Source organism: Stenotrophomonas sp. STEN020, from assembly GCF_056760195.1.
In genome coordinates this window covers 17,930-43,072 of sequence record NZ_JBRREI010000019.1, presented here as the reverse complement: position 1 = coordinate 43,072, position 25,143 = coordinate 17,930, and the positions used below count along the sequence as shown (strand labels likewise).

General features: G+C 63.5%; 25 protein-coding genes. 11 read left to right on the top strand and 14 right to left on the bottom strand.

Going from position 1 to position 25,143, the window contains the following annotated elements; all coding sequences use genetic code 11:
* Nucleotides 1-67 precede the first annotated feature (67 nt).
* The 6 genes from ACVOLZ_RS10235 to ACVOLZ_RS10210 form a co-directional block, all read right to left on the bottom strand.
* The gene (locus ACVOLZ_RS10235; RefSeq protein WP_481516033.1) at nucleotides 68-925 is read right to left on the bottom strand and encodes a hypothetical protein; all 858 of its coding nucleotides are present in this window, start codon (nucleotides 923-925) and stop codon (nucleotides 68-70) included.
* Entirely contained in the window at nucleotides 922-1,419 is a 498-nt protein-coding gene (locus ACVOLZ_RS10230; protein WP_481516032.1) for a LeuD/DmdB family oxidoreductase small subunit, read from the bottom strand. The genes ACVOLZ_RS10235 and ACVOLZ_RS10230 overlap by 4 nt, the downstream gene beginning before the upstream one ends.
* Entirely contained in the window at nucleotides 1,416-2,687 is a 1,272-nt protein-coding gene (locus ACVOLZ_RS10225) for a 3-isopropylmalate dehydratase large subunit (protein ID WP_481516031.1), read from the bottom strand. The genes ACVOLZ_RS10230 and ACVOLZ_RS10225 overlap by 4 nt, the downstream gene beginning before the upstream one ends.
* Nucleotides 2,688-2,695: 8 nt before the next feature.
* On the bottom strand, nucleotides 2,696-3,496 hold the full coding sequence (locus ACVOLZ_RS10220; RefSeq protein WP_481516030.1) for a GntR family transcriptional regulator: 801 nt from the start codon (nucleotides 3,494-3,496) through the stop codon (nucleotides 2,696-2,698).
* A 276-nt stretch (nucleotides 3,497-3,772) separates the two neighbouring features.
* On the bottom strand, nucleotides 3,773-5,890 hold the full coding sequence (locus tag ACVOLZ_RS10215; RefSeq protein WP_481516029.1) for a TonB-dependent receptor: 2,118 nt from the start codon (nucleotides 5,888-5,890) through the stop codon (nucleotides 3,773-3,775).
* A 335-nt stretch (nucleotides 5,891-6,225) separates the two neighbouring features.
* Nucleotides 6,226-7,014 carry a GntR family transcriptional regulator gene (locus tag ACVOLZ_RS10210; protein ID WP_481516028.1) on the bottom strand — a complete coding sequence of 263 codons (789 nt, stop codon included), beginning with the start codon at nucleotides 7,012-7,014 and terminating at the stop codon, nucleotides 6,226-6,228.
* Between the two features lie 56 nt (nucleotides 7,015-7,070).
* Here ACVOLZ_RS10210 and ACVOLZ_RS10205 point away from each other — a divergent pair, with 56 nt between their 5' ends.
* Genes ACVOLZ_RS10205 through ACVOLZ_RS10190 form a run of 4 tightly spaced genes read left to right on the top strand, consistent with a single transcriptional unit; the run spans nucleotide 7,071 to nucleotide 10,645 of the window.
* Nucleotides 7,071-7,850: an enoyl-CoA hydratase/isomerase family protein gene (locus ACVOLZ_RS10205; RefSeq protein ID WP_481516027.1), complete on the top strand. Its 780-nt coding sequence runs from the start codon at nucleotides 7,071-7,073 to the stop codon at nucleotides 7,848-7,850.
* Nucleotides 7,851-7,861: 11 nt separating this feature from the next.
* Complete coding sequence (locus ACVOLZ_RS10200; RefSeq protein WP_481516026.1) at nucleotides 7,862-8,194, top strand: DUF1330 domain-containing protein; 333 nt, start codon at nucleotides 7,862-7,864, stop codon at nucleotides 8,192-8,194.
* Nucleotides 8,191-9,234 (top strand): nitrilase-related carbon-nitrogen hydrolase, encoded by a 1,044-nt coding sequence (locus ACVOLZ_RS10195; protein ID WP_481516025.1) that lies wholly within the window; start codon nucleotides 8,191-8,193, stop codon nucleotides 9,232-9,234. The genes ACVOLZ_RS10200 and ACVOLZ_RS10195 overlap by 4 nt, the downstream gene beginning before the upstream one ends.
* Entirely contained in the window at nucleotides 9,227-10,645 is a 1,419-nt protein-coding gene (locus ACVOLZ_RS10190) for an aldehyde dehydrogenase family protein (RefSeq protein WP_481516024.1), read from the top strand. Before ACVOLZ_RS10195 ends, ACVOLZ_RS10190 begins: the two co-directional genes overlap by 8 nt.
* Before the next feature lie 9 nt (nucleotides 10,646-10,654).
* Here ACVOLZ_RS10190 and ACVOLZ_RS10185 read toward each other — a convergent pair whose 3' ends face one another.
* The gene (locus ACVOLZ_RS10185) at nucleotides 10,655-10,969 is read right to left on the bottom strand and encodes a hypothetical protein (RefSeq protein ID WP_481516023.1); all 315 of its coding nucleotides are present in this window, start codon (nucleotides 10,967-10,969) and stop codon (nucleotides 10,655-10,657) included.
* Between the two features lie 307 nt (nucleotides 10,970-11,276).
* Between ACVOLZ_RS10185 and ACVOLZ_RS10180 the strand changes: the two genes are divergently transcribed.
* On the top strand, nucleotides 11,277-12,053 hold the full coding sequence (locus tag ACVOLZ_RS10180) for a glucose 1-dehydrogenase (RefSeq protein WP_481516022.1): 777 nt from the start codon (nucleotides 11,277-11,279) through the stop codon (nucleotides 12,051-12,053).
* A gap of 8 nt (nucleotides 12,054-12,061) precedes the next feature.
* Here ACVOLZ_RS10180 and ACVOLZ_RS10175 read toward each other — a convergent pair whose 3' ends face one another.
* From ACVOLZ_RS10175 to ACVOLZ_RS10145, 7 genes are all read right to left on the bottom strand, one after another.
* Nucleotides 12,062-12,457 carry a c-type cytochrome gene (locus ACVOLZ_RS10175; protein WP_481516021.1) on the bottom strand — a complete coding sequence of 132 codons (396 nt, stop codon included), beginning with the start codon at nucleotides 12,455-12,457 and terminating at the stop codon, nucleotides 12,062-12,064.
* Nucleotides 12,458-13,142: 685 nt separating this feature from the next.
* Entirely contained in the window at nucleotides 13,143-14,027 is an 885-nt protein-coding gene (gene prpB, locus ACVOLZ_RS10170; RefSeq protein WP_481516020.1) for a methylisocitrate lyase, read from the bottom strand.
* A 28-nt stretch (nucleotides 14,028-14,055) separates the two neighbouring features.
* Nucleotides 14,056-15,735, bottom strand: coding sequence for an electron transfer flavoprotein-ubiquinone oxidoreductase (locus tag ACVOLZ_RS10165; protein WP_481516019.1), 1,680 nt, complete (start codon nucleotides 15,733-15,735; stop codon nucleotides 14,056-14,058).
* Between the two features lie 63 nt (nucleotides 15,736-15,798).
* Nucleotides 15,799-16,719 carry a polysaccharide deacetylase family protein gene (locus tag ACVOLZ_RS10160; protein ID WP_481516018.1) on the bottom strand — a complete coding sequence of 307 codons (921 nt, stop codon included), beginning with the start codon at nucleotides 16,717-16,719 and terminating at the stop codon, nucleotides 15,799-15,801.
* Nucleotides 16,716-17,651 (bottom strand): polysaccharide deacetylase family protein, encoded by a 936-nt coding sequence (locus tag ACVOLZ_RS10155; protein ID WP_481516017.1) that lies wholly within the window; start codon nucleotides 17,649-17,651, stop codon nucleotides 16,716-16,718. Before ACVOLZ_RS10155 ends, ACVOLZ_RS10160 begins: the two co-directional genes overlap by 4 nt.
* A complete protein-coding gene (locus ACVOLZ_RS10150) occupies nucleotides 17,648-18,322 on the bottom strand; it encodes an isochorismatase family protein (protein ID WP_481516016.1) in 675 nt (224 codons plus the stop codon). Before ACVOLZ_RS10150 ends, ACVOLZ_RS10155 begins: the two co-directional genes overlap by 4 nt.
* Nucleotides 18,323-18,349: 27 nt before the next feature.
* Nucleotides 18,350-19,582 carry an MFS transporter gene (locus ACVOLZ_RS10145; RefSeq protein ID WP_481516015.1) on the bottom strand — a complete coding sequence of 411 codons (1,233 nt, stop codon included), beginning with the start codon at nucleotides 19,580-19,582 and terminating at the stop codon, nucleotides 18,350-18,352.
* Nucleotides 19,583-19,723: 141 nt separating this feature from the next.
* Between ACVOLZ_RS10145 and ACVOLZ_RS10140 the strand changes: the two genes are divergently transcribed.
* The 6 genes from ACVOLZ_RS10140 to ACVOLZ_RS10115 all read left to right on the top strand — a co-directional run bounded on the left by ACVOLZ_RS10140 (nucleotide 19,724) and on the right by ACVOLZ_RS10115 (nucleotide 24,777).
* Nucleotides 19,724-20,032 carry a hypothetical protein gene (locus ACVOLZ_RS10140; RefSeq protein WP_481516014.1) on the top strand — a complete coding sequence of 103 codons (309 nt, stop codon included), beginning with the start codon at nucleotides 19,724-19,726 and terminating at the stop codon, nucleotides 20,030-20,032.
* Between the two features lie 20 nt (nucleotides 20,033-20,052).
* The gene (locus ACVOLZ_RS10135; protein ID WP_481516013.1) at nucleotides 20,053-20,895 is read left to right on the top strand and encodes an SDR family NAD(P)-dependent oxidoreductase; all 843 of its coding nucleotides are present in this window, start codon (nucleotides 20,053-20,055) and stop codon (nucleotides 20,893-20,895) included.
* A gap of 375 nt (nucleotides 20,896-21,270) precedes the next feature.
* Nucleotides 21,271-22,137 carry a polysaccharide deacetylase family protein gene (locus ACVOLZ_RS10130; RefSeq protein ID WP_481516012.1) on the top strand — a complete coding sequence of 289 codons (867 nt, stop codon included), beginning with the start codon at nucleotides 21,271-21,273 and terminating at the stop codon, nucleotides 22,135-22,137.
* On the top strand, nucleotides 22,134-22,988 hold the full coding sequence (locus ACVOLZ_RS10125) for an HpcH/HpaI aldolase/citrate lyase family protein (RefSeq protein WP_481516011.1): 855 nt from the start codon (nucleotides 22,134-22,136) through the stop codon (nucleotides 22,986-22,988). Before ACVOLZ_RS10130 ends, ACVOLZ_RS10125 begins: the two co-directional genes overlap by 4 nt.
* A 90-nt stretch (nucleotides 22,989-23,078) precedes the next feature.
* Nucleotides 23,079-23,597, top strand: coding sequence for a MaoC family dehydratase (locus ACVOLZ_RS10120; RefSeq protein WP_057634054.1), 519 nt, complete (start codon nucleotides 23,079-23,081; stop codon nucleotides 23,595-23,597).
* A 10-nt stretch (nucleotides 23,598-23,607) separates the two neighbouring features.
* A complete protein-coding gene (locus tag ACVOLZ_RS10115) occupies nucleotides 23,608-24,777 on the top strand; it encodes an acyl-CoA dehydrogenase family protein (protein WP_481516010.1) in 1,170 nt (389 codons plus the stop codon).
* Nucleotides 24,778-25,143: the final 366 nt, after the last annotated feature.

Genomic DNA, 25,143 nt, shown 5'->3' with positions numbered 1-25,143 from the left:
CTGGGGAGGGGTGCTTTTGAGCGTCTGCTTTTGATCTTGCCGGCAGACAGAAGCAACCCAACCACCATCACCCCGCAAGCAACTCCACATGTTCCCCAGCGGGCCCGCGCAGACTGCGCCGTTCACCAATCACCGCCACTTCCCAGCCAGCATCGCGCAGCACAGCAGCACCCACCGCCGGCAAACGCAGCCCCAGGCTGTACTGACCTGCATGCCGCAGCTTGGGTGAAGCAGGCAGGTCCACCTGGTCAATCTCCACCATGCACTGCCCTGGCATCGGCACCACCGCCACCGGGTAGCGTCCGTCCAACGCCTGCCCATAAGCACGATTGAGCACGGTGATCTTGGTATCGAAGGCCCAGCCCTTTGCGTCCAGCAACGCAGACCACGCACGTTGCGAGGCATCACGATCCGGCGTGGTCATCACCCCGATGAAGGTGTTCGCAACTGTAGCGTCGGTCATCGGCAGGTCGAACGGCGGCACCGGCCCCTTGATCTGGGTGAGGTAGAGCAATTCACCGCAGGGGCCCAGCACCTGTGCGGCGCGGATGGCATCGCTCAGTTCCAGATTCGCAGCCGGTCCCAATACTTTGAAGGGAGCCCGCAGGCCGGCGGCCAATGCATCGATATCGCCCACCAGCACTTCCAGCGACAACCAGCCATGGCGGAACATGGGTTCGGCAACGACTGCATGCGGGTCTTCAATCACCCGCAGCACCGGCTCGCCAGCGCTGTTGGCCAGCCATGCCAGCGGTGCGCCGATCAGATCCGACAGGTCGAGTGCGGCAGCATCCTCAGCACCAAGCGTGCCGCGTTGCTGTACCTGCAAGGCCAACTGCGTGACATAGGCATCGCAGACCTGCTGCAGGTCCGGCGCAATCAAGGTCGCATGGATGATGCCCTGTTTTAAATGCGGCGCGTTCATGTGCGCAGCTCCGTGGCCAGCTTGCGCTCCAGCCATGGCATCAGGCCGCCGCCGGCAACGATTGCCATCAACTCGGTGGGGATCTTCTCGCAGTCGAATGCGCGACCTGTGCTGTGATTGATGATGCGCCCCTCCACCGGCCGTACTTCCAGTTCGTCGCCGCGCGTTGCTTCAAGCGTCGCACAAACCAGCGCGGGAACGCCGAGATTCAGTGCGTTGCGATAGAAGATGCGTGCGAATGACTTGGCGATGATGGCGCCTACGCCGAGTTCAGCCAGTGCCTGCACCGCTTGTTCGCGCGAGGAACCAATGCCGAAGGATTCACCACCGACCACGATGTCGCCGCGCCGTACTTCGCTGGCGAAGGCCGGGTCCACCGCTTCCAGGCAGTGGCTGGCGAGAACGCTCATTGGGTCGCGCATATAGGGACCCGGTGCCAGCACATCGGTATCAATGCGGTCGCCGAACACGAAGGCTTTGCCACGGACGTTCAAACGTTTTCTCCCAGCAACTCACGTGGATCGCAGATTTCACCCTTCACCGCGGCAGCGGCAACGCTGTACGGCGAGCCAAGATAGACCTGCGCCTCGGCCGAGCCCATGCGGCCCTTGAAGTTGCGCGCGGTGGTGGACATGCACACTTCGCCGCTGCTGAGCATGCCCGCGCCCATGCCGGCACAGGCGCCGCAGCCGGACGGCAGCAGGATGGCGCCGGCTTCGGTCAGTGTCGCCAGCGTGCCTTCGGCTGCTGCCTGCGCTGTCATCGCCACCGAGGCCGGGGCGATCAGCAGGCGCGTGCCTTTGGCGATCTTGCGGCCTTTCAGGACTTCGGCGGCCATGCGCAGGTCAGTGAGCTTGGCGCCGGTGCAGGCGCCAATGTATGCCTGATCAATATGCACTTTGCCGTGCTCGGCAACCGGACGGCTGTTTGCGGGGCTGTGCGGTGCGGCAACATGCGGTGCGATCTGCGCGGCGTCATAGCGATAGTGGTGCAGGTAGTTGGCATTGGCATCGCTGCGCCATTGCGCAAGATCACCAAGGAAGGGTTTGCCTGCCTGTTCCAGCGCGGCCAAGGTGGTCGCGTCGGCTTCGACGATGCCCGTCTCAGCGCCGAGCTCGGCGGCCATATTGCACAGGGTCAGGCGCTCATGCATCGGCATCGCCTGTACCGCGCTGCCACCGTACTCGAACACCTGACCTTCGTTGCCCATGCCGTGTTGACCGCACAGCATCAGCATCACATCCTTGGCACTGACGCCGGCGCCGAGCACGCCATCGAGCTGTACGCGGGTGGTTTGCGGCACCCGCAACCACACTTCACCGGTGACCAGTGCGCCTGTGATGTCGGTGGCACCCATGCCGACCATGAAGGCACCAAACGCACCGCCGCTGGGCGAGTGCGAATCACCGCCGACGCAGAACATGCCGGGCTGCACATGGCCGTGTTCCTGCAGCACCACATGGCAGATGCCGAGCATGTCGTAGTGGATGACGCCCCGTGCCTGCGCCCACTTGCGGGTCAGGGCGAGGATGTCAGCGCTTTCCATGTCCACGGCCGGCACGAAATGGTCTGAGACCACCACTACTTTGTTCGGGTCCCAGACTTTGGCACCGAGCTTTTCCAGCCGTGAGGCGACCCGGCGGGGTCCGCCGGAGTCATGCATCATCAGCAGGTCGAGCCTGGCGGTGAGGATTTCACCCGCCTGCACGGCCGCACGCCCGCAGGCACGGGCAAGGATTTTTTCAGCAAGCGTTGCACTCACAGTTGCACTCAAACAAATGTCTCCGGCTTGTTGGCTTCGTAGTCCAGGCGCATCTGGTAGCGCAGCTGGTCAGGGCGGTATTGGATATCGAGCAGGTCCAGCAGCTGCTGGTCGGGGCCGTAGGAGCGGCGGGTCAGGTTCATCACCGCCTGGCCGGGCGACATCTGCAGGTGCATGGCGGTCATCGCACCGGCACGCAGCGCACTGACGGTCTGCTGGACCTGCAGGAAGCGGATGCCGCAACGGCGGAACAAGGCGATGCGCGAGCCGTAGGCCAGTTGTTCGGCGTTGAACTCCGGATGTGTGGTGCGGGTCCAGCTGGCGTAGTAGCCAAAGGCCTGCCCGTGCCGCGAGCGCACCCGCACGCAATGCACCAGGGCTTCCTGCGGGCCGCTGCCGAACTGCTCGCGGATCGGTTCGGGTGGCACCACGCGTTCCCAGCCCAGCAGGCGCACCTGGGTATTGCTGGCCAGGGTATCGAGGCTGTGGATCAACTCGCCCAGTGGGGTCTTCAACGGCATCGGGATGCTGGAGCTGCGGCTGCTGCTGCCACCGACCACACGGGTGCCGCGGCCGCGCTGGCGTACCAGCAGGCCATCGTTGGCCAGCAGCTGCAGCGCCTGGCGCACGGTGACACGCGAGATGCGCAGGCGCCGGGCCAGCTCTTCTTCGCGCGGTAGCTGTTCACCGTCGCCGATCTCGCCACGCTCGATCAGCCCGCGCAGGAAACCCTGCAGCTGGTGGTACAGCGGCGCATGCAGGTCACGGCGGAGGATGCCCTCCAGGGATTGGGTGGTGAACGGGTCCACGGTGAGTTGCCGGCTGGTCCGAAATAATCTTAATGATATATCTATATATCTAAAAGGGTCGTAGGTATAGACCTTGTTGTGTTTCGGGCAGGGGTTCGCTTGGGTTGGGAGGCGCTCTCACTGGCTGATGCGTCGCCGGGAAGGCCCCTGCCGTGCATGGCTCGGCATTAACGCTTTAGCCCCTCTCCCGCTTGCGGGAGAGGGGTTGGGGTGAGGGCGCTCTGGCCTTGGCGGGTGAAGCCTCTGCCGAGCATGGCTCGGCACCACCTTGAGCCCTCACCAGAACCGGTAGCTGAACTCCACGCCGTAGGTGCGTGGCACGTTCGGGTAGATCACGCCTACACCCAGCCCGGCAATATCAAAGCCGCCGGTGGAGGCGAATTCATTGCTCAGGTTCTTGCCCCATAGCGCCATCGACCACTGCGCATCACGCGGTTCGTAGGCGATGCGCGCGTTGTACTCATGCCCGGCCTTGCGCATGATCAGACGCGAGGCATCCTGGTTCTGGAAGTAGTCGTCGGTGTAGCGCGCCTGTGCGCTGAACACCAGGTCGGCATTGCCAAGCGGCTGCACGTAGCTGCTGCCGAAGGTCCATTGCAGCTTGGGTGCGTTCTTCATCGGGTGGCCGCGGAAGTAGGCGGCGTTGATGGCCTTGTACTTCTGGTATTCCGAATCGATGGTGCCGAGCGTGGCGTTGAGTTTCAGTCCGCGGGTCAGCTGCGCCTCGGCTTCCAGTTCGATACCCTGGATCAAGGCGCCGGTGGCGTTGGTCACCACGAAGATGCCTTCCGGGTTCACTGCGGCCAATTGGATGCCGTCGTAATCCAGCCGGTAGTAGTTGCCGTTCAAACGCAGGCGGTTGTCCCACAGCGTCGACTTGATGCCGATTTCATAGGCGCGCAGGGTTTCAGCATCCACCTGCACCAGGGTTGCCGGGGTGCTGCCGCGGCCATTGAAACCGCCACTCTTGAAGCCGGTGGTGACGCTGGCGTAGCCCATCACGTTGTCGCTGAAGTTGTAGGACAGCAGCGCCTTCCAGTCCGGACGGTTCCAGCTGTTGCGCATGTTCTTGCTGAAGTTGGGAGCGCCATTGGCCTTGACCGCGCGCACCGAGAAATCCTTGCTCTCATAGCTGTAGCGGCCGCCCAGGGTGAGGGTCAGCTTGTCGGTGAACTTGTAGTCACCTTGCGCGTAGATCGCATACGCCGAAGTGTCCTGGGCGATGTAGTTGGTGCCGCCGCGCACGAAGATGTCGCTGCGGGTCGGCTGGTCGTTGTGTTCCTTGAACGCGAATACGCCGGCCACCCAGCTGAAAGGACCGTCCAGCTGTGAGGTGAACTGTGCCTCGTAACCCTTCTGGTTCTGGCGCTGGTCCTGTTCAAGGTGATAACGGGTCTGCGCGGTGCCATCCACGTCCATGTAGAAGTGATGGTCCAGCGTGCGGTAGTGCGCGATGCTGCGCCAGGAGAACACACCGAAGTCGGTTTCATTGGTCAGGGCCACGCCGAACTGGTCGATGTCGTTCAAGCCCAGCGTGTCGGTTTCGGTCTTGTAGAAGCTGCCCAGGCGCGGCACCTGGTTGCCATTTGCATCCAGCGCTACCGGTGTGCCCCAGGCAGGGGTGGAGCGCTCGCGCAGGCGGTCGATACTCAGCGTGGCATAGGAGGCTTCACCCCAGGTCGAGGCCAGCGACAGGCGCCCGGCCAGCACGTCCTGATCGTTGACCATGCGGTTGTGGGTGATGTCCTTGAGGATGCCATCGCGCTGGCGGCTGAGCGCGGCGGCGGAGATGTCCAGCGTCTCGCCGATGCGGGTGGCAAAACTCACACGTGCGTCGCGGCGGCCGAGGTTGCCGATGCTGCCATCCAATGCCAGCTTGCTTTCGCCGGTGGGCTTGCGCGAGATGTAGCGGATCGCGCCGCCGGTGGCATTGCGGCCGTACAGCGTGCCCTGCGGGCCGCGCAGCACCTCGATGCGTTCGACGTCGTACAGGTCGAACATCGCCCCGTTCTGGCGCGGGATGTAGACATCGTCGATGTACAACGCCACCGCCGGATCATTGGTGAACATCGACTCATCGGCACCCACGCCGCGCATGAAGATCTTGGCGCCGGAGCTGGTGCCGGTGTTCTGTTCGATGATGATGTTGGGTGCGGCGAACTTGATGTCGTCCACGCGCTTGACCTGCATGCGGTCAAGCTCCGGTCCGCTGATCACGCTCATGCTCAGCGGCGTCTTCTGCATCTGCGCTTCGCGGCGTTGCGCGGTGACGCTGACCTGATCCAGCTGCACCGCCTGATCGTCACTGCCGGCCTGCTGCGCCAGCGCGGGGTTGCTGCCAAGAGCGGTCACGATCGCGACTGCCAGCGCACTGCGGTACAGAACTTCCTTCATTGCCTGCCTCATAGCGTGAACGGGGATAGGTGGCGCAGGCGCACGGTTGTCAGTGGCGTGCCGGTGCGTCTGTTATCCAGTCTTTCGCTATTTGTCCGGACAATCAATGTGGCTTGAGTCGTGCAGGCACAGCTGCGTCGTGCGCCGCAGCAAGCGCATAAGCAACTGATCGAACTCGGAAAGCAGCAGAAATTGCAGCCCTCCCGTGTTGCACTGCAAAGGCATATAGGTCTTAGCCTTATGTCTTTCCGGCCCGGCAGCGCAGCCTGCCAAACGCAAAACGCCGCCCGGTCGGGGCGGCGTTTTCGCAGCGGGGAGCTGGTGGTGTTGTCGGCTTACAGCGGGGTGCCGTCGTCCACGTCCAGGGTCATCTGGTAGGTGAACTGATCGGGCCGGTACTGCACGTTGAGCAGGTCGACCAGATTGCCGTCGCCATCGTAGGAGCGGCGTTCCAAGGCCAGCAGTGCCGTGCCCGGCTCCACTTTCAGGTGCAGGGCGGCAATGGCGTCAGCGTTCACCGCTGACAGTACCTGTTCCACCTGCTTGATCTGGATGCCGGCAGCCTGGAACAGCTTCAAGCGCGAGCTGTTGGCCAGCCGTGCCTCGTTGAATTCAGGGTGATCGGTATTGGTCCAGCTGATGTAGTAGCCGAACGGGACATCGCCACGCAGGCGCAGACGAATGGCCTGCACCAGCACGTCGCGTGGGCCGGTATCGAACAGGGCGCGGATCGGCTCCGGCGGTACCCCGCGGCGGAATTGCAGCAACTGCACCTTGGTGTGTTCGGCCAGCACTTCCAGACTTTCCAGCAGCCCGGTCAGCGGACTGTGCATCGGCTTGGGCCGGGAGCGGTGGATGACATGGGTGCCCTTGCCGCGGCGGCGCTCGACCAGCCCTTCGGCGGCCAGTTCGTCCAGCGCCCGTTTGGCGGTGATGCGCGACACCCCAAAGCCGTCGGCCAGGTCGAACTCGGTGGGAATGCGGGCGCCGCGCGGGATCTCGCCATTGAGGATGCGGTCGCGCAGCAGGCTGAACATCTGGTGGTAAAGCGGCGTCGGCAAGTCATTGCGCAACAGCTTGTGCGCGTTGGCACTCAACAATGTGGCCAGTGTGTCTTGGGACATCTCGCTTCACCCTCCTTTGGCTTAATGCTATAACGATAGAACAAATAGGATAGGCCATGGTCACTGAAGAAACCGTGATTTGCTGGAGCCGTGACGGCGCGCTCGCCCGCATCGGCATCCACCGACCCGACAAGCGCAACGCCCTGGCCACCCGCCACTGGGCGGCGATCGAGGCCGCACTGGACGAAATTGCCGCCAGTGATGCCCAGATCGTGGTGGTATCCGGCGTGCCGGGGGCGTTCAGTGCCGGCGCCGATATCGACGAACTCGGTCAGCTGCTCACCGCTCCGGCCGCCTTTGCCGCCAACAACGCCCAGGTCCAACGTACCCAGCTCAAGCTACAACGCCTGCCGCAGACCACGCTGGCCGTCATCGACGGTGCCTGCGTGGGCGGCGGCCTTGGCCTGGCCTTGGCCTGCGACCTGCGCCTGGCCAGTGCCCGCAGCCGGTTCGCTATCACCCCAGCCAAGCTCGGTTTAGTTTACAGCGCCGATGACAGCCGTCGGCTGGTCAACACGGTCGGCATGGCCCGCACCCGCGAAATGCTGCTGACCGGACGCCTGCTCGATGCCACCACCGCACTGGATTGGGGCCTGGTCAACCAGTTGGCGGGCGAGGACGGCATCGAGGCGCTGGAGCAGGCACAGGTCCAGCAGCTGTTGGCCACCTCCGGCCAGGCCAGGCGCGCGATCAAGACCGTGCTGGGTCACCTCGGTGGCGATGCCAGCATTGGGCCGGCGCAGGCCGAGGCGGCTTTCAATGACGCCTTCAGCAGCAGCGATTTCGTCGAAGGCGCGGCTGCCTTCCTCGAAAAGCGCGCGCCGCGCTTCGGCTGAGGCCGGTAGACATGCCGGTCTATCTGATCATCGAAGCGCACATCACCGACCCACAGGGTTTTGCCGACTATGCCCGCGCAACCCCGGCCGTCGTCGCACGCCATGGCGGCCACTACCTGGTGATGGGCGGCGAACAACACAGTCTGGAAGGCGTGCATGCGCCAAGCCGCACGGTGATTTCCTGCTGGCCCAGCCGTGATGCAGCCATGGCGTTCTGGCACAGCGCCGACTACGCCGCGATCAAACCGCTGCGCGCCGGCACCGGCAGCTTCCGTGTGCTGCTGGCCGATGGCGTGCAGACGCAAGACCTCAACGACATCGCAACCGAAGGGAAGGCTCCATGATCGACGCTTATCGCGCGCTGGCGCTGCAGACCACCTGCCGCGCCATCAATGCCTGTGCAACACCGGCCGCAGCCGCGGCGGCGGTGGCTGACAACATCGAACGGGTAGGTCGGCAGATCCGCGCTTCCAAGGCCTTCATCGGCGCCGACCTGAAGCTGGTGGTGCTGCCGGAGTACTTCGCCACCAGCTATCCGCTGGGTGACACCATTCCCGGCTGGGCGGCCAAGGGCTGTTTCTCCATGGACGGCGCCGAGTACGAACAGCTGGGCCGCATCGCCCAGGACAATGGCGTCTATCTGTGTTCCAACGCCTACGAGCGTGATCCGAACTTCCCGGAGCTGTACTTCCAGTCCTCGGTGATCCTGGACGACAGCGGCAACCAGATCCTGCGCTATCGCCGGCTGATCTCGCTGTATGCACCCAGCCCGCATGATGTCTGGGACAAGTATCTGGACGTATACGGCATCGACGGCGTGTTCCCGGTCGCGCGCACACCGCTCGGCCGCCTGTCCTGCATCGCATCGGAAGAAATCCTCTACCCGGAAATCGCGCGGGCGATGGGCCTGCGTGGTGCCGAGGTGTTCCTGCATTCCACCAGCGAAGTCGGCAGCCCGGAGCTGACCCCCAAGGACATCGCCAAGCGTGCCCGCGCGCTGGAAAACATGGCCTATGTGGTTTCGGCCAATACCGCCGGCATCAGTGGCGTGGATATTCCGCTGGGCAGTGCCGATGGCATGAGCAAGATCGTCGATGACCAGGGCCGGGTGCTGTCCGCCGCCGGTACCGGTGAGTCGATGGCCGCCTACGCTGATCTGGATATCGCCGGCCTGCGCCGCCGCCGCCTGCGTCCGGGCATGGGCAATTTCCTGTCGCGGCTGCCGCAGGCGGCGATCAATGCCGGCCTTGGCAACACCGCCTTGAAGCCGAACGCACTGCTGGACGGCGACAGCTTGAAGATTCCGCAACGGGCCGACTTCGCCGCCCGCCAGAAAGCCACCCTTGATGCACTGCTGAACGCCGGAGTATTGGGCAATGACTGAAGCCACCACGCTGCCGCTGCGCAATCCGCGCACCGGTCTATCCGATGGCGAACTGCCGATTACCTCCGCTGCCGAGGTTGCGGCCTTGGGCGCAGGCCTGCGCAAGGCGCAGCTCGATTGGGCCGCGTGCAGCATCGAAGAACGCTGCGCGCGCTTGAATGCTTTGGCCGATGCGTTGGTCGCGCGCCGTGACGGCTTGCTCGACGCCTTGCTGGCCGATACCGGCCGCTGGCACGAATCGCAGATCGAAGTGGATGGAACCGTTGGCGCGATCCGCCGCTGGGCGCAGCAGGCGGCAGGCTGTCTGGCGGAAAAGCCCGCCCAGCAGGAGGCCATTCCCTTCATCCAAAGCCAGCAGACCTGGGTGCCATATGCGGTGGTGGGTGTTATCAGTCCGTGGAACTTCCCGCTGATGCTGACCCTGATCGATGCGGTGCCGGCGCTGGCAGCAGGCTGCAGCATCCTCGCCAAGCCCAGCGAAGTCACCTCGCGCTTTGTGCCGCTGCTGCGTGAAGCTCTGGACGAAGCGGGTCTGGGCGCGGTGTTCAAACTGGTAACCGGCGCTGGTGCTACTGGCCAGGCGGTGATCGAGGCCAGCGACCAGATCTGTTTTACCGGCTCGGTCGCCACCGGCCGCAAAGTCGGCGAAGCCTGTGCGCGCCGTTTCATTCCGGCGTCGCTGGAACTGGGCGGAAAGGATCCTGCGCTGGTGTTGTCCGATGCCAATATCGAACATGCGGCACGCGCCCTGGCCTGGGGTAGCTTCGTCAACGGTGGCCAGAGCTGCATGTCGATCGAGCGTGTCTATGTGGAAGCGCCTGTGGCCGATGCCTTCATCGCGGCACTGGTGAAGGAAGCTTCTGCATTGGAGTTGGCATGGCCGGACCCGAAGCTGGGTCAGATCGGCCCGGTGATTGCCGCCTCGCAGGTTGAGCTGGTGCGCAGCCAATTGGCCGACGCCAAGGCCAAGGGCGCGCGTGCGCTGACCGGCGGCGAGTTGATCGACCATGGCGGTATCTGGTGCCCGCCGACGGTGTTGGTTGATGTCACCGACGATATGGCGGTGGTCGCTGATGAAAGCTTCGCCAGCGTGCTGCCGGTGATGGTGGTGGCCGATGAAGCCGAAGCCATCGCGCGCGCCAATGCCACCGAGTTCGGTTTGTCGGCAGCGGTGTTCACGCAAAGCCCCGAGCGCGCACAGCGGGTGGCGCGTCAACTGCAGGCAGGCGGCATTTCGATCAACGACGCCTGCTTGACCGGCATGGTGCAGACTGCCGAGAAGCAGAGTTTCAAACTCTCCGGCATGGGCGGCTCGCGCATGGGCACGGCATCAATCCGGCGATTCGTGCGCGCACGCGCGCTGCTGATCAACACAGGTACGGCATCACCCTGGTGGTTCGCGCCGGCCTGAGGATCTGCCTCAGCACACCAGTACGAACTGGCCCAGGAAAATACCGAAGCCCAGCATCCACATCGCCAGCATCGCTGGAACCCCGGCGATGCGCAGCAGCCAGCGCGGCTGCGGCCGCGCATTGCGTGTTGCGCGGAAGATCAACAGCAGCAGCACAATGCCGGCGCCAACGAACAGCGCGAAGATCGACCAGCCCAGCAGCCAGAACGCAGTGGATTTGCTCGATTCCTGCGGGCATTGGGCCATGGCCGAGGCCAAAGACGGCAAGGTACAAAGCAGTGCGGTGGTCAAAGCGGTGAACTTGCTGCGGCTTGCTGGTCGCATTGGACGACGCGTCCCCTTATGCAGTCTCCAGCGCACATCCTGCCACGTGATGCGCCTGCGTGCAGTCGATGGGCCTGTAGCGCAGTGACGGTGAGGTGGGCGGAACTTCGCCGCACCCAGGCTTTCAGGCAGGGAATTCGATCACCGGCCCTGGTTGTACCGCTGAAGGCTGCAGCTTCACGGATGTGATTGAGGCGGTTTTAACCTGACGTTTCGCCCGCCCGTCGCATACTGGGTTTGCGGGCCCCCGCGCCTGGTCCGCCTGTTGCATGAAATCCGGCGCGTGAAGCCAACAGGAGCGATGCTTATGAATCCGAATGCGCAGTTTGATCTGAGCGGCAAAGTGGCCATCGTCACTGGCGGCGGCAACGGCATCGGCCGTGCCAGCTCGCTGATGTTGGCGGCCTATGGCGCCGCGGTCGCCATCGCCGACCTGAAGCTGGCTGCAGCCGAAAAGGTGGCAGCCGAAATCGTGGCAGCTGGCGGCAAGGCCTTGGCCTTGGAGTGCAATGTGCTCAAGGATGAGGATCTGGTGCGCACGGTCGAGCGCACGGTCAGCGAGCTTGGTGGCATCCACATCCTGGTGAATAACGCCGGTGGCGGTGGCGCCGGCCGCGAGAGTCCATTCGAGATCACGCTGCAGCAGTTCGAGCGGCCGTTCCAGATCAACGTGTTCAGTGCGTGGCGGCTGTCGCAGCTGTGCGCGCCGCACATGGAAAGAGCGGGCTACGGCTCGATCATCAACATGTCGTCGATGAGCTCGATCAACAAAAGCCCGGCGATCAGTGCTTACGCTGCCTCAAAAGCAGCGATCAATCATATGACCGCGAATCTGGCGCATGACTATGGTCCGGCGGGAATCCGGGTCAACGCGGTGGGGCCGGGGGCGGTGCGCACCGATGCGTTGGCTACCGTGCTGACGCCGGAAATCGAGGAGCGCATGCTGTCGCATACGCCGATCAAGCGGCTTGGCGAGGCAGATGATATTGCGGGTGCGGTGCTGTATTTCGCCGCGCCGATATCCAACTGGGTCAGCGGCCAGACTTTGTTCGTCAATGGTGGCGGTGTGCAGACGCTGGATTGATGCGCTGCCTATTCGGGTAGTGTTGACAGAAATTCGATCACGGCCTGGCGACGCGCCGGGTCGGCGGTTGCGTTGACCATCTTGCTGCCGGGCACCTGTTTGGTTGGCGATTTGATGAAAGCGTCCAGGGTCTGTGCATCCCAGGTGATGTTGCTGGCCTTCATTGCTTCGGAGTAGTTGTAGCCGGGAGCGGTGCCGGCCTTGCGCCCGATCACGCCGTGCAGGTTGGGACCGACGCGGTGGCCGAGATTGGCGCGGGTGTCATGGCAACCGGCGCAGATGGCGAAGGCGCGTTCGAGTTCACGTTGATGCGGATCAGCGCTGGCGCTGTGGTTGAAGGCGTCGCGCTGGCCGCAGGCGCTGAGCGTCAGGCAGGCGAGGGCGATTAGTGGCAGGCGGGGCATTGCTTTCTCATTGCGATGGCGGCCGAGGTTGTGCGGCGCTGGCAATGATGGCCGGTGCTGGGAGTGGAAAGCAAAGGCGAGGAGCTGGGTGCGGATTGAGGTGATTGAGAACGCTTGAAGCAAATATCAAGATCAAAGGCCCCCACATCCGCCCGCTGGGCACCTGCATTCGGCAAATCCATGTACCTCACCCTTCGGGCGGCTTCGCCGTGCAACCCGGCAATCCTGCCGGGTTGTCGTCCCGCATGCGGAAGAAGGGAAGGGTCATGCATTTTGGGGTCTGTCGGAAAGAGCTCGAAGCAGAAGCTCGAAGCAGAAGCTCGAAGCAGAAGCTCGAAGCAGAAGCTCGAAGCAGAAGCTCGAAGCAGAAGCTCGAAGCAGAAGCTCGAAGCAGAAGCTCGAAGCAGAAGCCCCCTCATCCGCCCGTCGGGCACCTTCTCCCGCACGCGGGAGAAGGGATGTTTCAGAGCATTGCTTGAGCGGTGGGTCTTCGGCTCCGGATAGATTTCGCGGAGTGCGTCGAAGTCAGCAATGCCGGCCCAAGCAGAATCGTGCCGGAGTAGTCCCCTCTCCCGCACGCGGGAGAGGGGTAGGGGTGAGGGCAGCTTCTGAGCTCTTTGAATTTCAAGCTCTTAAGCTTTCAAGCTTTCAAGCTCCCAACTTCAAAAGCCCTGAACCCCAACACTCACTTCTTCCCAGCAAACGTCCTATCCAGACTCTGCTCGAAGGTGTGGTACCCGATCCGCTCATACAGCTCCTCGCGGGTCTGCATGGTCTCCACAACATTGCGCTGGTGGCCATCACGACGGATAGCGGTATACACATTCTCCGCCGCCTTGTTCATCGCGCGGAACGCCGACAGCGGGTAAATGCACATCGCCACACCTACCGAACCCAGCTCTTCGGTCGAGAACAGTGGCGTCTGCCCGAACTCGGTCAGGTTGGCCAATACCGGCACCTTCACTGCATCGACAAAGCGCTTATAGGTCTCCAGGTCATACGAGGCTTCGGCAAAGATGCCATCGGCGCCGGCCTCGACGCAGGCCAGCGAACGCTCAATCGCCGCGTCCACGCCTTCCATCTGGATCGCATCGGTACGCGCGATCAGGAAAAAATCGGCATCGGTCTTGGCATCGGCCGCGGCCTTGACCCGGTCCACCATCTCGCCCAGCGACACGATTTCCTTGTTCGGGCGATGGCCGCAACGCTTGGCGCCGACCTGGTCTTCGATATGGCAGGCCGCCGCACCGGCCTTGATCAGCGACTTCACCGTGCGCGCGATGTTGAACGCGCTCGGGCCAAAGCCGGTGTCGATGTCCGACAGCAGCGGCAGGTCGCAGACGTCGGTGATGCGGCGGATGTCGGTGAGCACGTCGTCCATGGTGTTGATGCCCAGGTCCGGCAGGCCCAGCGAGCCGGCGGCGACACCGCCACCGGACAGGTAGACCGCACGGAAGCCCGCCCGCTTGGCCAGCAACGCATGGTTGGCGTTGATCGCACCGGGGATCTGCAACGGGCTTTCCTGCTTTAGCGCTTCGCGGAAGCGGGCGCCTGGACTGACAATGCTCATCAAAACTCCTGTGGGTTGATGGCGACGTTTACATCGCCGGATAGTTCGGACCGCCACCACCCTGCGGGGTCACCCACACGATGTTCTGGGTCGGGTCCTTGATGTCGCAGGTCTTGCAGTGCACGCAGTTCTGCGCGTTGATCTGCAGGCGGGTATCGCTGCCTTCGCCGACGAACTCGTAGACGCCGGCCGGGCAGTAACGTGCTTCCGGGCCGCCGTAGGTGGCCAGGTTGACCTTCACCGGCACGCTGGCGTCCTTCAAGGTCAGGTGGCTAGGCTGGTCTTCCTCGTGGTTGGTCGAGGACAGGAACACCGAGCTCAGGCGATCAAACGTCAGCACGTTGTCGGGCTTGGGATAGTTGATCTTCGGCTGGCTGGCGGCCGGCTCCAGGCACTCGTGGTCGGCCTTGGTGCGATGGATGGTCCACGGCGCGTTGCGGATGCCCAGCTTGGGCAGCAGCCATTGTTCGATGCCGGTCATCAGCGTGGCCAGGGTGCGGCCCTTCTTGAACCACTGTTTGAAGTTCTTGGCCTGCATCAGCTCGGCCTTCAGCCAGCTGTTCTCGAAGGCTTCCGGATAGGCACTCAGCTCATCGCGCGCGCGGCCGGCGACCAGCGCATCGAATGCGGCCTCGGCGGCCAGCATGCCGGTCTTGATCGCGGCGTGGCTGCCCTTGATGCGGCTGACGTTGAGGTAGCCGGCTTCGCAGCCGACCAGCGCGCCACCCGGGAACACAGTCTTGGGCAGCGACAGGATGCCGCCGGCGGTGATCGCACGCGCGCCGTAGGCGATGCGCTTGCCGCCTTCCAAGTGCTTGCGGATCGCCGGGTGGGTCTTGAAGCGCTGGAATTCCTCGAACGGGCTCAGCCACGGGTTCTTGTAGTCCAGGCCGACCACATAGCCGATCGAGACCTTGCCGCCTTCGGCGTGGTACAGGAACGCACCGCCGTAGGTGTCGTTGTCCAGCGGCCAGCCAGCAGCATGCACCACCAGGCCCGGTTCGTGCCTGGCCGGATCGATCTGCCACAGCTCCTTGATGCCCAGGCCATAGGCCTGCGGGTCCTTGCCGGCGTCGAGCTTGAACTTGCTGATCAGCTGGCGGCCCAGATGGCCGCGCGAGCCTTCGGCGAAGATCGTGTACTTGGCATGCAGTTCCATGCCGCGCTCATAGTTCGGGCCCGGCGTGCCGTCCTTGTGGATGCCCATGTCGCCGGTGGCCACGCCCATCACCGCGCCGTTTTCGTCGTACAGCACTTCGGCGGCGGCAAAGCCCGGGAAGATCGACACTTCCAGCGCTTCGGCCTGCTGCGCCAGCCAGCGGCTGACTTCGCCCAGGCTGATGATGTAGCTGCCATCGTTGTGGAAGCACTCCGGCAGCAAGGCATGCGGCGTGCTCTTGGCGCCGGTTTCATTCAAGAACAGGAATTCATCGCGGGTGACGGCCTGCCGCAGCGGCGCACCGCGTTCCTTCCAGTCCGGGAACAGCTCGTTGAGCGCGCGCGGGTCCATCACTGCGCCGGACAGGATGTGCGCGCCGGGCTCGGAGCCTTTCTCCAATACGCACACCGACAGTTCCTGGCCCTTCTCCACCGCCAGCTGACGCAGGCGGATGGCGGTGGCCAGACCGGCAGGGCCGGCGCCGACGATGACGACGTCAAATTCCATCGCTTCGCGCGGCGGCAGGGCGGTGTTGGCTTCAGTGTTCATGCAAGGGCTCTTGGGTAAAGGCCGGCGCGGGTTGAGCGACGACGGTTGCCTGGAACCGCCGCCTCAACGTGAGGCGGCGATGATCTGCGAAGGCGCAGCGTTCCAGATCAGCCCTGCGTTGTCTGCCAGATGGGCGAACACGCGTTCCAGGTGCTTGATGCGGTGCGGCTGGCCCATCACCCACGGATGGATGTTGAGCGCGAGCAGGCGACCCTGTCCGCTGCGCTGCGCTTCCTCCAACAGGAAATCACAGGCATCGACCATCTGGTCCGCATACTCGGCCTCGGCATGCAGATTTTCGCCGACGATGAAGCGATCTTCCAATTCCAGTGACAACGGCAGTGCGGTGAGCGGGCCATTGGCGGTCTGGAAGGGGTAGGGCAGCTCGTCGTTCATCCAGTCGCCAAACCACTGCAAACCGGCCTGTTGCAACAGTTCCGGGGTGTTCTCGGACTGCGAGCGGGCCGGTGACAACCAGCCTTGGATGGGGGCGTCCGAATACGGGGCCAGCGCGGCCAAACTGCGCTGGATGTATTCAGCTTCGCGCGCCGGGTCCAGCCCGCCGTAATGCACGCTGTCCATGTTCCAGCCGTGCGCGACCAGCTCGGCGCTGCGCGCCTTCAACCTGCGCAGTAGGGCCGGGTAGCGCTCGGCAAGTTCGCCGTTGACCGCGGTGCTGGCGCGCAGACCGTACTTTTCCAGCGCATCCAGTACGCGGAACACGCCGACCCGGTTGCCGTAGTCGCGCAAGGTGTAATGGCGCAGGTCCGGGTAGGGCATGACCATGGAGCCGTGCGGCTTGAAGCCCTCGCCCTTGGGGTTGAGCGGGAAGTGTTCCAGGCTCAGGTTGATCCACAGCGCCAGCGGCTTGTCGTCGGGCCAGCGCACGGCCGGGCGTTCGGCCAGCATCGACCAGCTGTAGCGCGCATGGTCCATGCCGTGGCGCAGTTGCGGGTACTCCAGGAAGCTGCGATCCAGGCTCATGCTGCGTCCTCCGCGTTGATCGCCGCCATCGAGGCCAGCGCATCGTCGTAGTGGTTATCCAGATAGTGCTGGGCGATCTCGCGGCCGGTGGCCTTCCACACCTTGTCGTGGCTGCAGATGTAGTCCATCGCGTCGTGGAACGCGGCCAGGCGATGCGGATGGCTGACCTGGTAGGCATGCAGCGGCACGCACATCACCGTGCCGGAGTTTTCACCTTCGGCGTACAGGCGGTCGAATGCATCCTTGATCATCTGCCCGTAGCGGCGCGGTTCGATCTTGTTGGTGACGTAGACGATGGTGTCGTTGAGCTCCAGCGAGTACGGCACCGACACGAAGCGCTTGCCTGAGCGGGTCTTTACCGGCGTCGGCTGGTCATCGTGAAACAGATCGCAGGTGTACAGGCCGCCGGCCTCGGCAAACAGGTCGATGGTGGCGTCCGAATGCGACAGCGCCGGTGCCAGGTAGCCATCGCAGTGCTGGCCGGTGTGCTCGGCGATCAGCGCCATCGAGTGCGCGATCATCTCCCGCTCCTGCGCCTCGTCCATGCCGTAGGTGTAGCGGGTGTTGTAGATGCCGTGGCTGAAGAACTCCCAATTGCGCTCGGCCGCCATCTGGATCACTTCCGGGTGGTGCTTGAGCATGGCCGTGGACAGCGATACCGAGCCGCGCAGGCCGTACTGGTCCATCACCCGCATCATCCGCTGGTGGCCTACGCGGTTGCCGTAGTCACGCGTGCCATAACCCTGGATGTCGGGCAGCGGCCGTGGCCACGGCTTGCGCTGCGGGTTGGCCGGCGGCGCGTACTCGTAGAACTCGATGTTGGGCGCGATCCATAGCGCCACGCGGGCGCCGCCCGGCCATTCGATCTTCGGCCGGCTGTCGTAGGGCCAGTAGTCGAACAGACCCGGATCGGACTTTGGTGTGGGGTTCATGCGCGCAAGCCCTGCAGCTGCGCGGCCACGTGCGCGACCGATTCCACGTCGCCGTACTTGAGCATGATGTCGCTGAGGTTGGCGAAGTGCGGGATCTCGTGTTTATCGGCCACGCATTCTTCCGGGACGATGCTGCGGTAGCCGCGCGACAGGCTGTCGATCACGCAGGCACGGATGCAGCCCGAGGTGGAGCCGCCGGTGATGATCAGCGTGTCGATCTTGTGGAAGGTCAGCAGCGACCACAGGTTGGTTTCGAAGAACGGGCTGGCCATACGCTTGTGCATGACGATATCGCCGGGCTGCACATCGGCACGCGGGTCGAACTGCGCGCGCTCGGAGCCGTGCTTGATGTTCTGCAGCGAGTCCGGCGTGTTGGTGCGGGTGCCCCAGGTGCCGGCGTCTTCGCCCGACTCCAGGTAGGCCACATAGGTCCACACCACCGGCAGGCCGAGCGCGCGCACCTGCGCCGACAGCGCATTGATGTGCTCGATCTGGCGCGGGTCGGTCTCGTACGCGGTCTTGAACGCGGCCATGTCGGTATAGGCGCGCTGCACATCGATGTTGACGATGGCCGGGCGCGCGCCGAAGCCGAATTTGGCGCGATTGGGGTTGGCCTTGACCTGCTCCCAGTACTGGCGGGCGGTGAGGTTGGACGTTTCCATCACGGGCATGGGGTCTCTCCGTTGCAGCAGTAGGGGTCAGGCGGCCGAAGCGCGCGAACGTTCGTCGCGCACCAGCGTTGCGGCCAACAGGGCCAGCACGATCAGCACGCAGATCAGGCTGAAAGCAATGTGGTAGCTCTTGGTGATGTCGAAGATCTTGGCCGTCACCCAGATGCCGAGACCGGCGGTGGTCGCATCGAGCAGGGTGATGGTGCCGAGGATCTTGCCGGCTGAGCTCAAGCCGAAAGCGTTGACCGCGAGCAGCTGGATCATCGTGTACAGGCCGCCCCAGCCCAGACCGAACAAGGCCAGCGAATACCAGATCAGGTCGGCGCGCATGGTTGCCAGGATCAACGCGCCTACGGCCATGATGCTCAGGTTGAGCAGGAATACGCGCTTGGCCGGCAACACGTCGGCAAGGAAGCCGAACACGAACTTGCCGACCATCGCCAAGCCGAACATCAGGCCAAGGCCATTGCCGGCGGTAGCCGGTTCAAAGCCCAGGTCGCGCATGTGCAGGAACAGGTTGGAGGCCACCGCCATGATCGAGAAGAACGTCGTCATCGCCACGAAGGCCAGCACCCAGAAAGTGCGCGTACGCATCGCCTGCTGGTAGCTCAGGTCTGGCAGCGAGGCAGCGGCCGGCGTGCCTGCTGCGGCCTTGGCGGCCAGGGTGTCAGCGCCCCATGGCTGGATGCCGCCCGGTCGCGGGCTGCGCACGAACAGGAAGGCGATGATCAGGAAGGCCAGCGGAATCGCGGCTTCCCACAGCAGCGCGGCACGCCAGTCCATGGTTTGCATCAGGTGCACGCCAAGTTTGGGGAACACCATGCCGCCGAGGCTGGTGCCGACCAGGGCAATGCCAATTGCGGTGCCGCGATGGGTGGCAAACCACTGCGAGACGAAGATCACCGCCACATTCAGGCCGGCGGCGACCAGCACCGCGGCAAAGCCGACGTGGATCCAGTACAGGTGGGCCAGCGTATGGATGTGCGCATACGCCGCATACAGCGCCGCCAACAAGGCGATGCCGGCCAGCACCAGCTTGCGCGGGCCGACCTTGTCGATCAGCGCGCCCAGGAACGGTGCCATCCAGCCGGCCAGCACCAGGGTGATCAGGTCGCGCAGCTTGAGCTCGCTGCGGGTCCAGCCGAAGTCCTTGAGCAGGGATTCGTCAAAGGCGGTCAGACCGGTCACGGTCAAGCCGTTGGAGACCAGCAACACCAACATTCCCACTACCGCCATCAACCACGGGTAATAACGCTTCATCAAAGCACCTCAATCGTTTGGGTTACGGCAGGTAGATACGCCGGTGGGGGTTTTCCGTCGCCGGCGTTGACCGGGGACGAATGGCATGCCTACACTTTGTCCGGACAAAGTGTGCCACAGTCTTTTACCTGGGAGGAAGCCATGCAAACCGTGATCGTCCTGTTCAACCTCAAAGCCGGCGTCAGCCGTGAGGAATACGAGGCCTGGGCGCGTGCCAGTGACCTGCCGGTGGTCAATGCGCTGCCGTCGGTGGAGAAGTTCGAGGTACTCAAGGCCAGCGGTCTGTTGATTGGTGAAGGCAGCTCCCCGTACGAGTACATCGAGCTGATGCGGATACCGGACATGGCTGCGTTCGGCGCCGACCTGGCCGATCCGGCTGTTCAAGCCGGTGCAGCGCAGTTCCAGCAATACGCTGACAATCCGTTGTTCATCCTCACCAGCGCGCTGTAAGCGCACAAGGAACATAGGTCATGGCTCGTTTCCCCGAATTGCAGGGCAAGGTCGCACTTATCACCGGCGCTGGTCGCCGCGCCGGCCTGGGCGAGGGCATTGCCCGCCGTCTGCTGCAGGAAGGCTGCAAGGTGGTGTTGACCGATATCGGCCAGGTGCGTGGCGCCGAGATGCCGGTCACTGCAGTGGAGACCGATGAGGAGTTGGCCCAGGTTGCCGCCGAACTGGCTGCCAGCAGCGGTGGCGAGTGCGTGGCGATGGCCCTGGATGTGCTGGAAGAGGCGCAGGTGGAGGCGGTGGTCAAGGCCACGGTCGAACGCTTTGGTCGCCTCGACATCCTGGTCAACAACGCCGGCATCGGTTACCTGATGAAGCCGCTGGTCGACATCGATGCCAAGGAATGGGACGCGGTGCTGGGTGTGAACCTGCGCGGCGCCTTCCTGACCATCAAGCATGCCGGCCGGCAGATGATCGCGCAGGGCGGCGGCCGCATCGTCAACATCGCCTCGCAGGCGGCCAAGTCGGCGTTTCCGCATGCGGCGGCTTATTGCTCGTCCAAACATGGTTTGGTGGGGTTGACCCGGGTTGCTGCGCTGGAGCTGGGTGCGCATGGGATCAACGTCAATGCGGTGTGCCCGAACCATGTGACCACCGGCTTGGGTGCCTGGCAGAACGAATATTTCGCTGAAAAGCAGGGCAAGAGCGTGGAGCAGTACCTGGCGGATATGCGTGCGCGCATCCCGGCTGGTCGCCCGGGTCTGCCTTCGGATACAGCGGCTGCTACAGCGTTTTTGTGCTCGGACGATGCGGTGTACATCACTGGCGAGGCGATCAATGTTTCGGGTGGTGAGGAGAACCATTGAGAAAGGGGCTCTTCGCGTCCCCTGACAGACCGCCATTCCCGACAAATTTTCAGATCGTCATTCCCGCGCAGGCGGGAATCGCTCTGGCTCTGGCCCGTCATTCCCGCGCAGGCGGGAATCGCTCTGGCTCTGGCCCGTCATTCCCGCGCAGGCGGGAATCGCTCTGGCCTTTGACTTCCACGGCAAAGGCGAAAGGGCAAAGGCAAAGGCGAAGAGCGATTCCCGCCTGCGCGGGAATGACGGCATAAAAGCAGAAGCAGTAAAGCGAGACAAAAAAGCAAAGCAGCAAAGAAGAAAAGCAGAAAAGCAGAAAAGCAGAAAAGCAGAAAAGCAGCAGTCCCCCACCACGCAACCAACAACCGCACCGAGACCACCATGTCCAAACCCGCCTACCAGTGGCCCAACAATGCACGCCTGGCCTTGTCCGTGGTCGTCAATGTTGAGGAGCTGTCCGAGTACAACGTGGGCCTGGGTGACAAGATCACCGAGCCGGTGGACGAGCTGCACGTCACCCTGTCCAAGCCGGTGCGCAACTACGGCAACGAATCCAACTACCGCTACGGCGTCAACGAAGGCCATGCGCGCGTATCCGCGTTGCTGGACAAGTACAACGTCACCAGCACCTATACCGCCGCTGCGGTGTCGCTGGAGCGTGCGCCGGAAATCGCTGACTACCTGCGTGGCAGCCGCCACGAAGTGTGTTCGCACGGCCACCGCTGGATCCACCAGTTCCGCTTCAACGAAGACCAGGAACGCCAGTTCATCCGCGACGCTGCTGACAGCATCGAAGCCACTACCGGCGTACGCCCGGTCGGCTGGCTGTCGCGCTACCTGCATACCGCTTCTACCCGTCGCCTGCTGCAGGAAGAAGGTTTCCTGTACCACATGGACGACTACTCGGCCGATGCGCCGTTCTGGGGCGAGGTCGATGGCAGCGACAAGCCGATGATCGTGGTGCCGTACCAGCTCGACACCAATGACATGAAGATGTGGGTGGCACCGTCCTACCTGCCCAAGGACTGGCTGGACTATGCCATCGACAGCTTCGACACGCTGTACGCCGAAGGCGAGCACACACCGAAGGTGATGTCGCTTGGCCTGCACCTGCGCATCATTGGCCGCCCGGGCCGCATCGGTGCGTTCGAGAAGTTCCTGCAGTACGTCGCGCAGAAGCCGGGGACCTGGTACGCCACCCGGCGCCAGATCGCCGAATACTTTGCTTCACAAGTGAGCGCAGCATGAGCGCCGCATTGAACAATCCGCGTCGTTGCCTGCTGTTCGTGCCGGGCTCGCGCCCGGAGCGCTATGCCAAGGCGGTGGCCACCGGCGCCGACCAGGTCTGTATCGATCTGGAAGACGCGGTTGCAACGGGTGACAAGGAAAGTGCACGTGCTTCGCTATTCGCGTTTCTTGCGGAGGGACACGATAGTCGTGGCGAAATAGGCCTGCGCATCAATCCCTTGTCCACCGAGCTTGGTCAAGCTGATCTGAAAGCACTGGCCGCTTCCGGGTTGGCACCGGCCTTCGTAATGCTGCCAAAGGTCGAAACCGTGGCCGAGCTGCAGCAGGCCGATGCCGCTCTCGCCGCCATCGACACCGTGTTCATCGCGCAGATCGAAACGCCGAAGGGCTTGCTCGATGCACGCGCGCTGGCCACCGCCATCCCGCGCCTGCAGGCGCTGATGTTTGGTGGCTTCGACTACATCGTCGCGCTGCGTGGCCGCGCCGGCTGGGACAGCTTCTTCCATCCGCGCGTGCAGCTGGCGACGATTGCCGCCGAAGCCGGTATCGGTTGTCTTGATGTGCCCTTCCTCGACATCAAGGACGAAGCAGGCCTGGTCGCTGAAACCGACCGTGTGATCGACCTTGGCTTCACCGCCAAGGCGGCGATCCATCCGGCCCAGGTCGACCCCATCCAAAGCCGCTACCTGCCAACCGCTACCGAATATGACCGCGCCCAGCGTGTGGTCGCGGCATTGGCCGCCAGCGGCGGCGAAGCCATCCAGCTCGACGGCAAGCTGGTGGATCGCCCGATCGAAATTGCCGCCGAACGCGCAATCGCACTGGGTGCACTCGGCGTGCGCGCCGGCTGACCGCAACCCTCCATTGAACGCCTGATCACACCCCCTCTTTGACCAAGCTGCGCCCAGCGCCAGCCCAACCCGCACCAAAAGGACATTGTCATGGTTCAGAACGTCAAGCAGATTTCCGAAAACCGCTTCCGCGAAACCTTCGGCCGCTACTACGAAGAGTTCAATGTCGGCGACATCTACGAGCACCGCCCCGGCCGCTCCATCACCGAGACCGACAACACCTGGTTCACCCTGCTGACGATGAACACCCATCCGATGCATTTCGACAAGGAGTACGCCAAGGCCTCGGAATTCGGCAAGGTGATCGTCTGCTCGCCGTTCACCGTGGCCTTGATGGTCGGCATGAGCGTCACCGATGTCAGCCAGAAGGCCGTGGCCAACCTCGGTTGGAGCGAGATCAAGATGACCCATCCGCTGTTCGTTGGCGACACCTTGGTGGCCGAATCGGAAGTGCTGGAAAAGCGCGAATCCAAGTCGCGTCCGGGCGCCGGCATCGTCACCTGCCGTACCGATGGCTTCAACCAGGACGGCAAGCTGGTCTGCACCTTCAACCGCACCATGCTGATCGCCAAGCGCGGCCACTCGGTGGAAGACAAGGTCAACTACTGAGAGCGCAATGATGAGCACCGAACAGGAACAACTGTGGGGCCCTGACGAAGAGCAGGCACTTCTAGCCTCGATTGACCATTGGGTGGAGAAGTCGGTCGCGCCTATCGCGCAGGAATACGATCTCGAAGACAAGTACCCGCATCACCTGGTCGAGGAGATGAAGGACCTCGGCCTGTTCGGTGCCACCATCTCGCCCGAATACGGCGGGCTTGGCCTGCCGGCGCGCATCTACGCCAAGATCGTGATCAAGGTGTCGTCGGTATGGATGGCACCGACCGGTATCTTCAACTCGCACCTGATCATGGCCGCGGCCATCGAGCGTTGTGGCACCGAAGCGCAGAAGCAGAAGTACCTGCCGCGCATGGCGACCGGTGAGCTGCGTGGCGCGCTGGGCCTGACCGAGCCGAATGCAGGCACCGATCTGCAGGCGATCCGCACGGTTGCCAAGCGCGACGGTGATCATTACGTCATCAATGGCGCCAAGACCTGGATCACCAATTCCATGTACGGCGACATGGTGCTGCTGCTGGTCAAGACCGACCCCGAGGCGCAGCCGCGCCACAAGGGCATGACCATGTTCATCGCCGAGAAGGGCGAGGGCTTCATCGTCGCCAAGAAACTGAAGAAGTCCGGCTACCGCGCCATCGATACCTGCGAGCTGGTGTTCCAGGACTACAAGGTGTCAGCGGACTGCATGCTTGGCGGCGTTGAAGGGCAGGGCTTCCAGCATGCGGTGGGTGGTCTGGAGTTGGGCCGAATCAACGTTGCCGCGCGCGGCTGCGGCATTGCCGAGGGCGCACTGCGCCTGTCGGTGCGCTATGCACAGGAGCGCATGACCTTCGGCAAGCCGATCGCCGAGCATCAGGCCATCCAGCTCAAGCTGGGCGAGATGGCAGCCAAGGTCGAAGCCTCCAAGCTGCTGATCGAGAGTGCGGCCAATGCCTACGACAAGGGCCTGCGCTGCGACATGGAAGCGGGCATGGCCAAGTACTTCGCCACTGAAACTGGCGCGTATTGCGCGCAGGAAGGCATGCGCATCTTTGGCGGCTACAGCTACTCGGTGGAATACGACATCGAGCGTTTCCACCGCGACGCCATGCTGATGTGCATTGGTGAAGGCACCAACGAAATGCAGCGCATCATCATCGCCAAGCAGTTGGTAGCAAGAAACAAGATCTAAAAGCTCAAGCAGACCAAAGCCCCTCTCCCGAATGCATCAGACGCAAAGCCCCTCTCCCGCTTGCGGGAGAGGGGTTGGGGTGATGGGAAGCTCTACAAGCAAAGCCAGAAGAGCTGAAGCCCCTCTCCCGCCTGCGGGAGAGGGGTTGGGGTGAGGGGGGCTCTACAAGCAGAGCCAGAAGAGCTGAAGCCCCTCTCCCGCCTGCGGGAGAGGGGTTGGGGTGAGGGGAAGCTCTACAAGCAGAGCCAGAAGAGCTGAAGCCCCTCTCCCGCGTGCGGGAGAGGGGTTGGGGTGAGGGGGGCTCTACAAGCAGAGCCAGAAGAGCTGAAGCCCCTCTCCCGCTTGCGGGAGAGGGGTTGGGGTGAG

Coding starts and splice junctions, on each gene's coding strand:
- ACVOLZ_RS10195 (WP_481516025.1), top strand. CDS start 8,191: ATGATCGACGCTTATCGCGCGCTGGCGCTGCAGACCACCTGCCGCGCC.
- ACVOLZ_RS10145 (WP_481516015.1), bottom strand. CDS start 19,582: ATGAAGCGTTATTACCCGTGGTTGATGGCGGTAGTGGGAATGTTGGTG.
- prpB (WP_481516020.1), bottom strand. CDS start 14,027: ATGAGCATTGTCAGTCCAGGCGCCCGCTTCCGCGAAGCGCTAAAGCAG.
- ACVOLZ_RS10210 (WP_481516028.1), bottom strand. CDS start 7,014: ATGTCCCAAGACACACTGGCCACATTGTTGAGTGCCAACGCGCACAAG.
- ACVOLZ_RS10155 (WP_481516017.1), bottom strand. CDS start 17,651: ATGAACCCCACACCAAAGTCCGATCCGGGTCTGTTCGACTACTGGCCC.
- ACVOLZ_RS10165 (WP_481516019.1), bottom strand. CDS start 15,735: ATGAACACTGAAGCCAACACCGCCCTGCCGCCGCGCGAAGCGATGGAA.
- ACVOLZ_RS10150 (WP_481516016.1), bottom strand. CDS start 18,322: ATGCCCGTGATGGAAACGTCCAACCTCACCGCCCGCCAGTACTGGGAG.
- ACVOLZ_RS10175 (WP_481516021.1), bottom strand. CDS start 12,457: ATGCCCCGCCTGCCACTAATCGCCCTCGCCTGCCTGACGCTCAGCGCC.
- ACVOLZ_RS10125 (WP_481516011.1), top strand. CDS start 22,134: ATGAGCGCCGCATTGAACAATCCGCGTCGTTGCCTGCTGTTCGTGCCG.
- ACVOLZ_RS10215 (WP_481516029.1), bottom strand. CDS start 5,890: ATGAAGGAAGTTCTGTACCGCAGTGCGCTGGCAGTCGCGATCGTGACC.
- ACVOLZ_RS10115 (WP_481516010.1), top strand. CDS start 23,608: ATGAGCACCGAACAGGAACAACTGTGGGGCCCTGACGAAGAGCAGGCA.
- ACVOLZ_RS10180 (WP_481516022.1), top strand. CDS start 11,277: ATGAATCCGAATGCGCAGTTTGATCTGAGCGGCAAAGTGGCCATCGTC.
- ACVOLZ_RS10200 (WP_481516026.1), top strand. CDS start 7,862: ATGCCGGTCTATCTGATCATCGAAGCGCACATCACCGACCCACAGGGT.
- ACVOLZ_RS10160 (WP_481516018.1), bottom strand. CDS start 16,719: ATGAGCCTGGATCGCAGCTTCCTGGAGTACCCGCAACTGCGCCACGGC.
- ACVOLZ_RS10140 (WP_481516014.1), top strand. CDS start 19,724: ATGCAAACCGTGATCGTCCTGTTCAACCTCAAAGCCGGCGTCAGCCGT.
- ACVOLZ_RS10190 (WP_481516024.1), top strand. CDS start 9,227: ATGACTGAAGCCACCACGCTGCCGCTGCGCAATCCGCGCACCGGTCTA.
- ACVOLZ_RS10120 (WP_057634054.1), top strand. CDS start 23,079: ATGGTTCAGAACGTCAAGCAGATTTCCGAAAACCGCTTCCGCGAAACC.
- ACVOLZ_RS10235 (WP_481516033.1), bottom strand. CDS start 925: ATGAACGCGCCGCATTTAAAACAGGGCATCATCCATGCGACCTTGATT.
- ACVOLZ_RS10130 (WP_481516012.1), top strand. CDS start 21,271: ATGTCCAAACCCGCCTACCAGTGGCCCAACAATGCACGCCTGGCCTTG.
- ACVOLZ_RS10135 (WP_481516013.1), top strand. CDS start 20,053: ATGGCTCGTTTCCCCGAATTGCAGGGCAAGGTCGCACTTATCACCGGC.
- ACVOLZ_RS10205 (WP_481516027.1), top strand. CDS start 7,071: ATGGTCACTGAAGAAACCGTGATTTGCTGGAGCCGTGACGGCGCGCTC.
- ACVOLZ_RS10185 (WP_481516023.1), bottom strand. CDS start 10,969: ATGCGACCAGCAAGCCGCAGCAAGTTCACCGCTTTGACCACCGCACTG.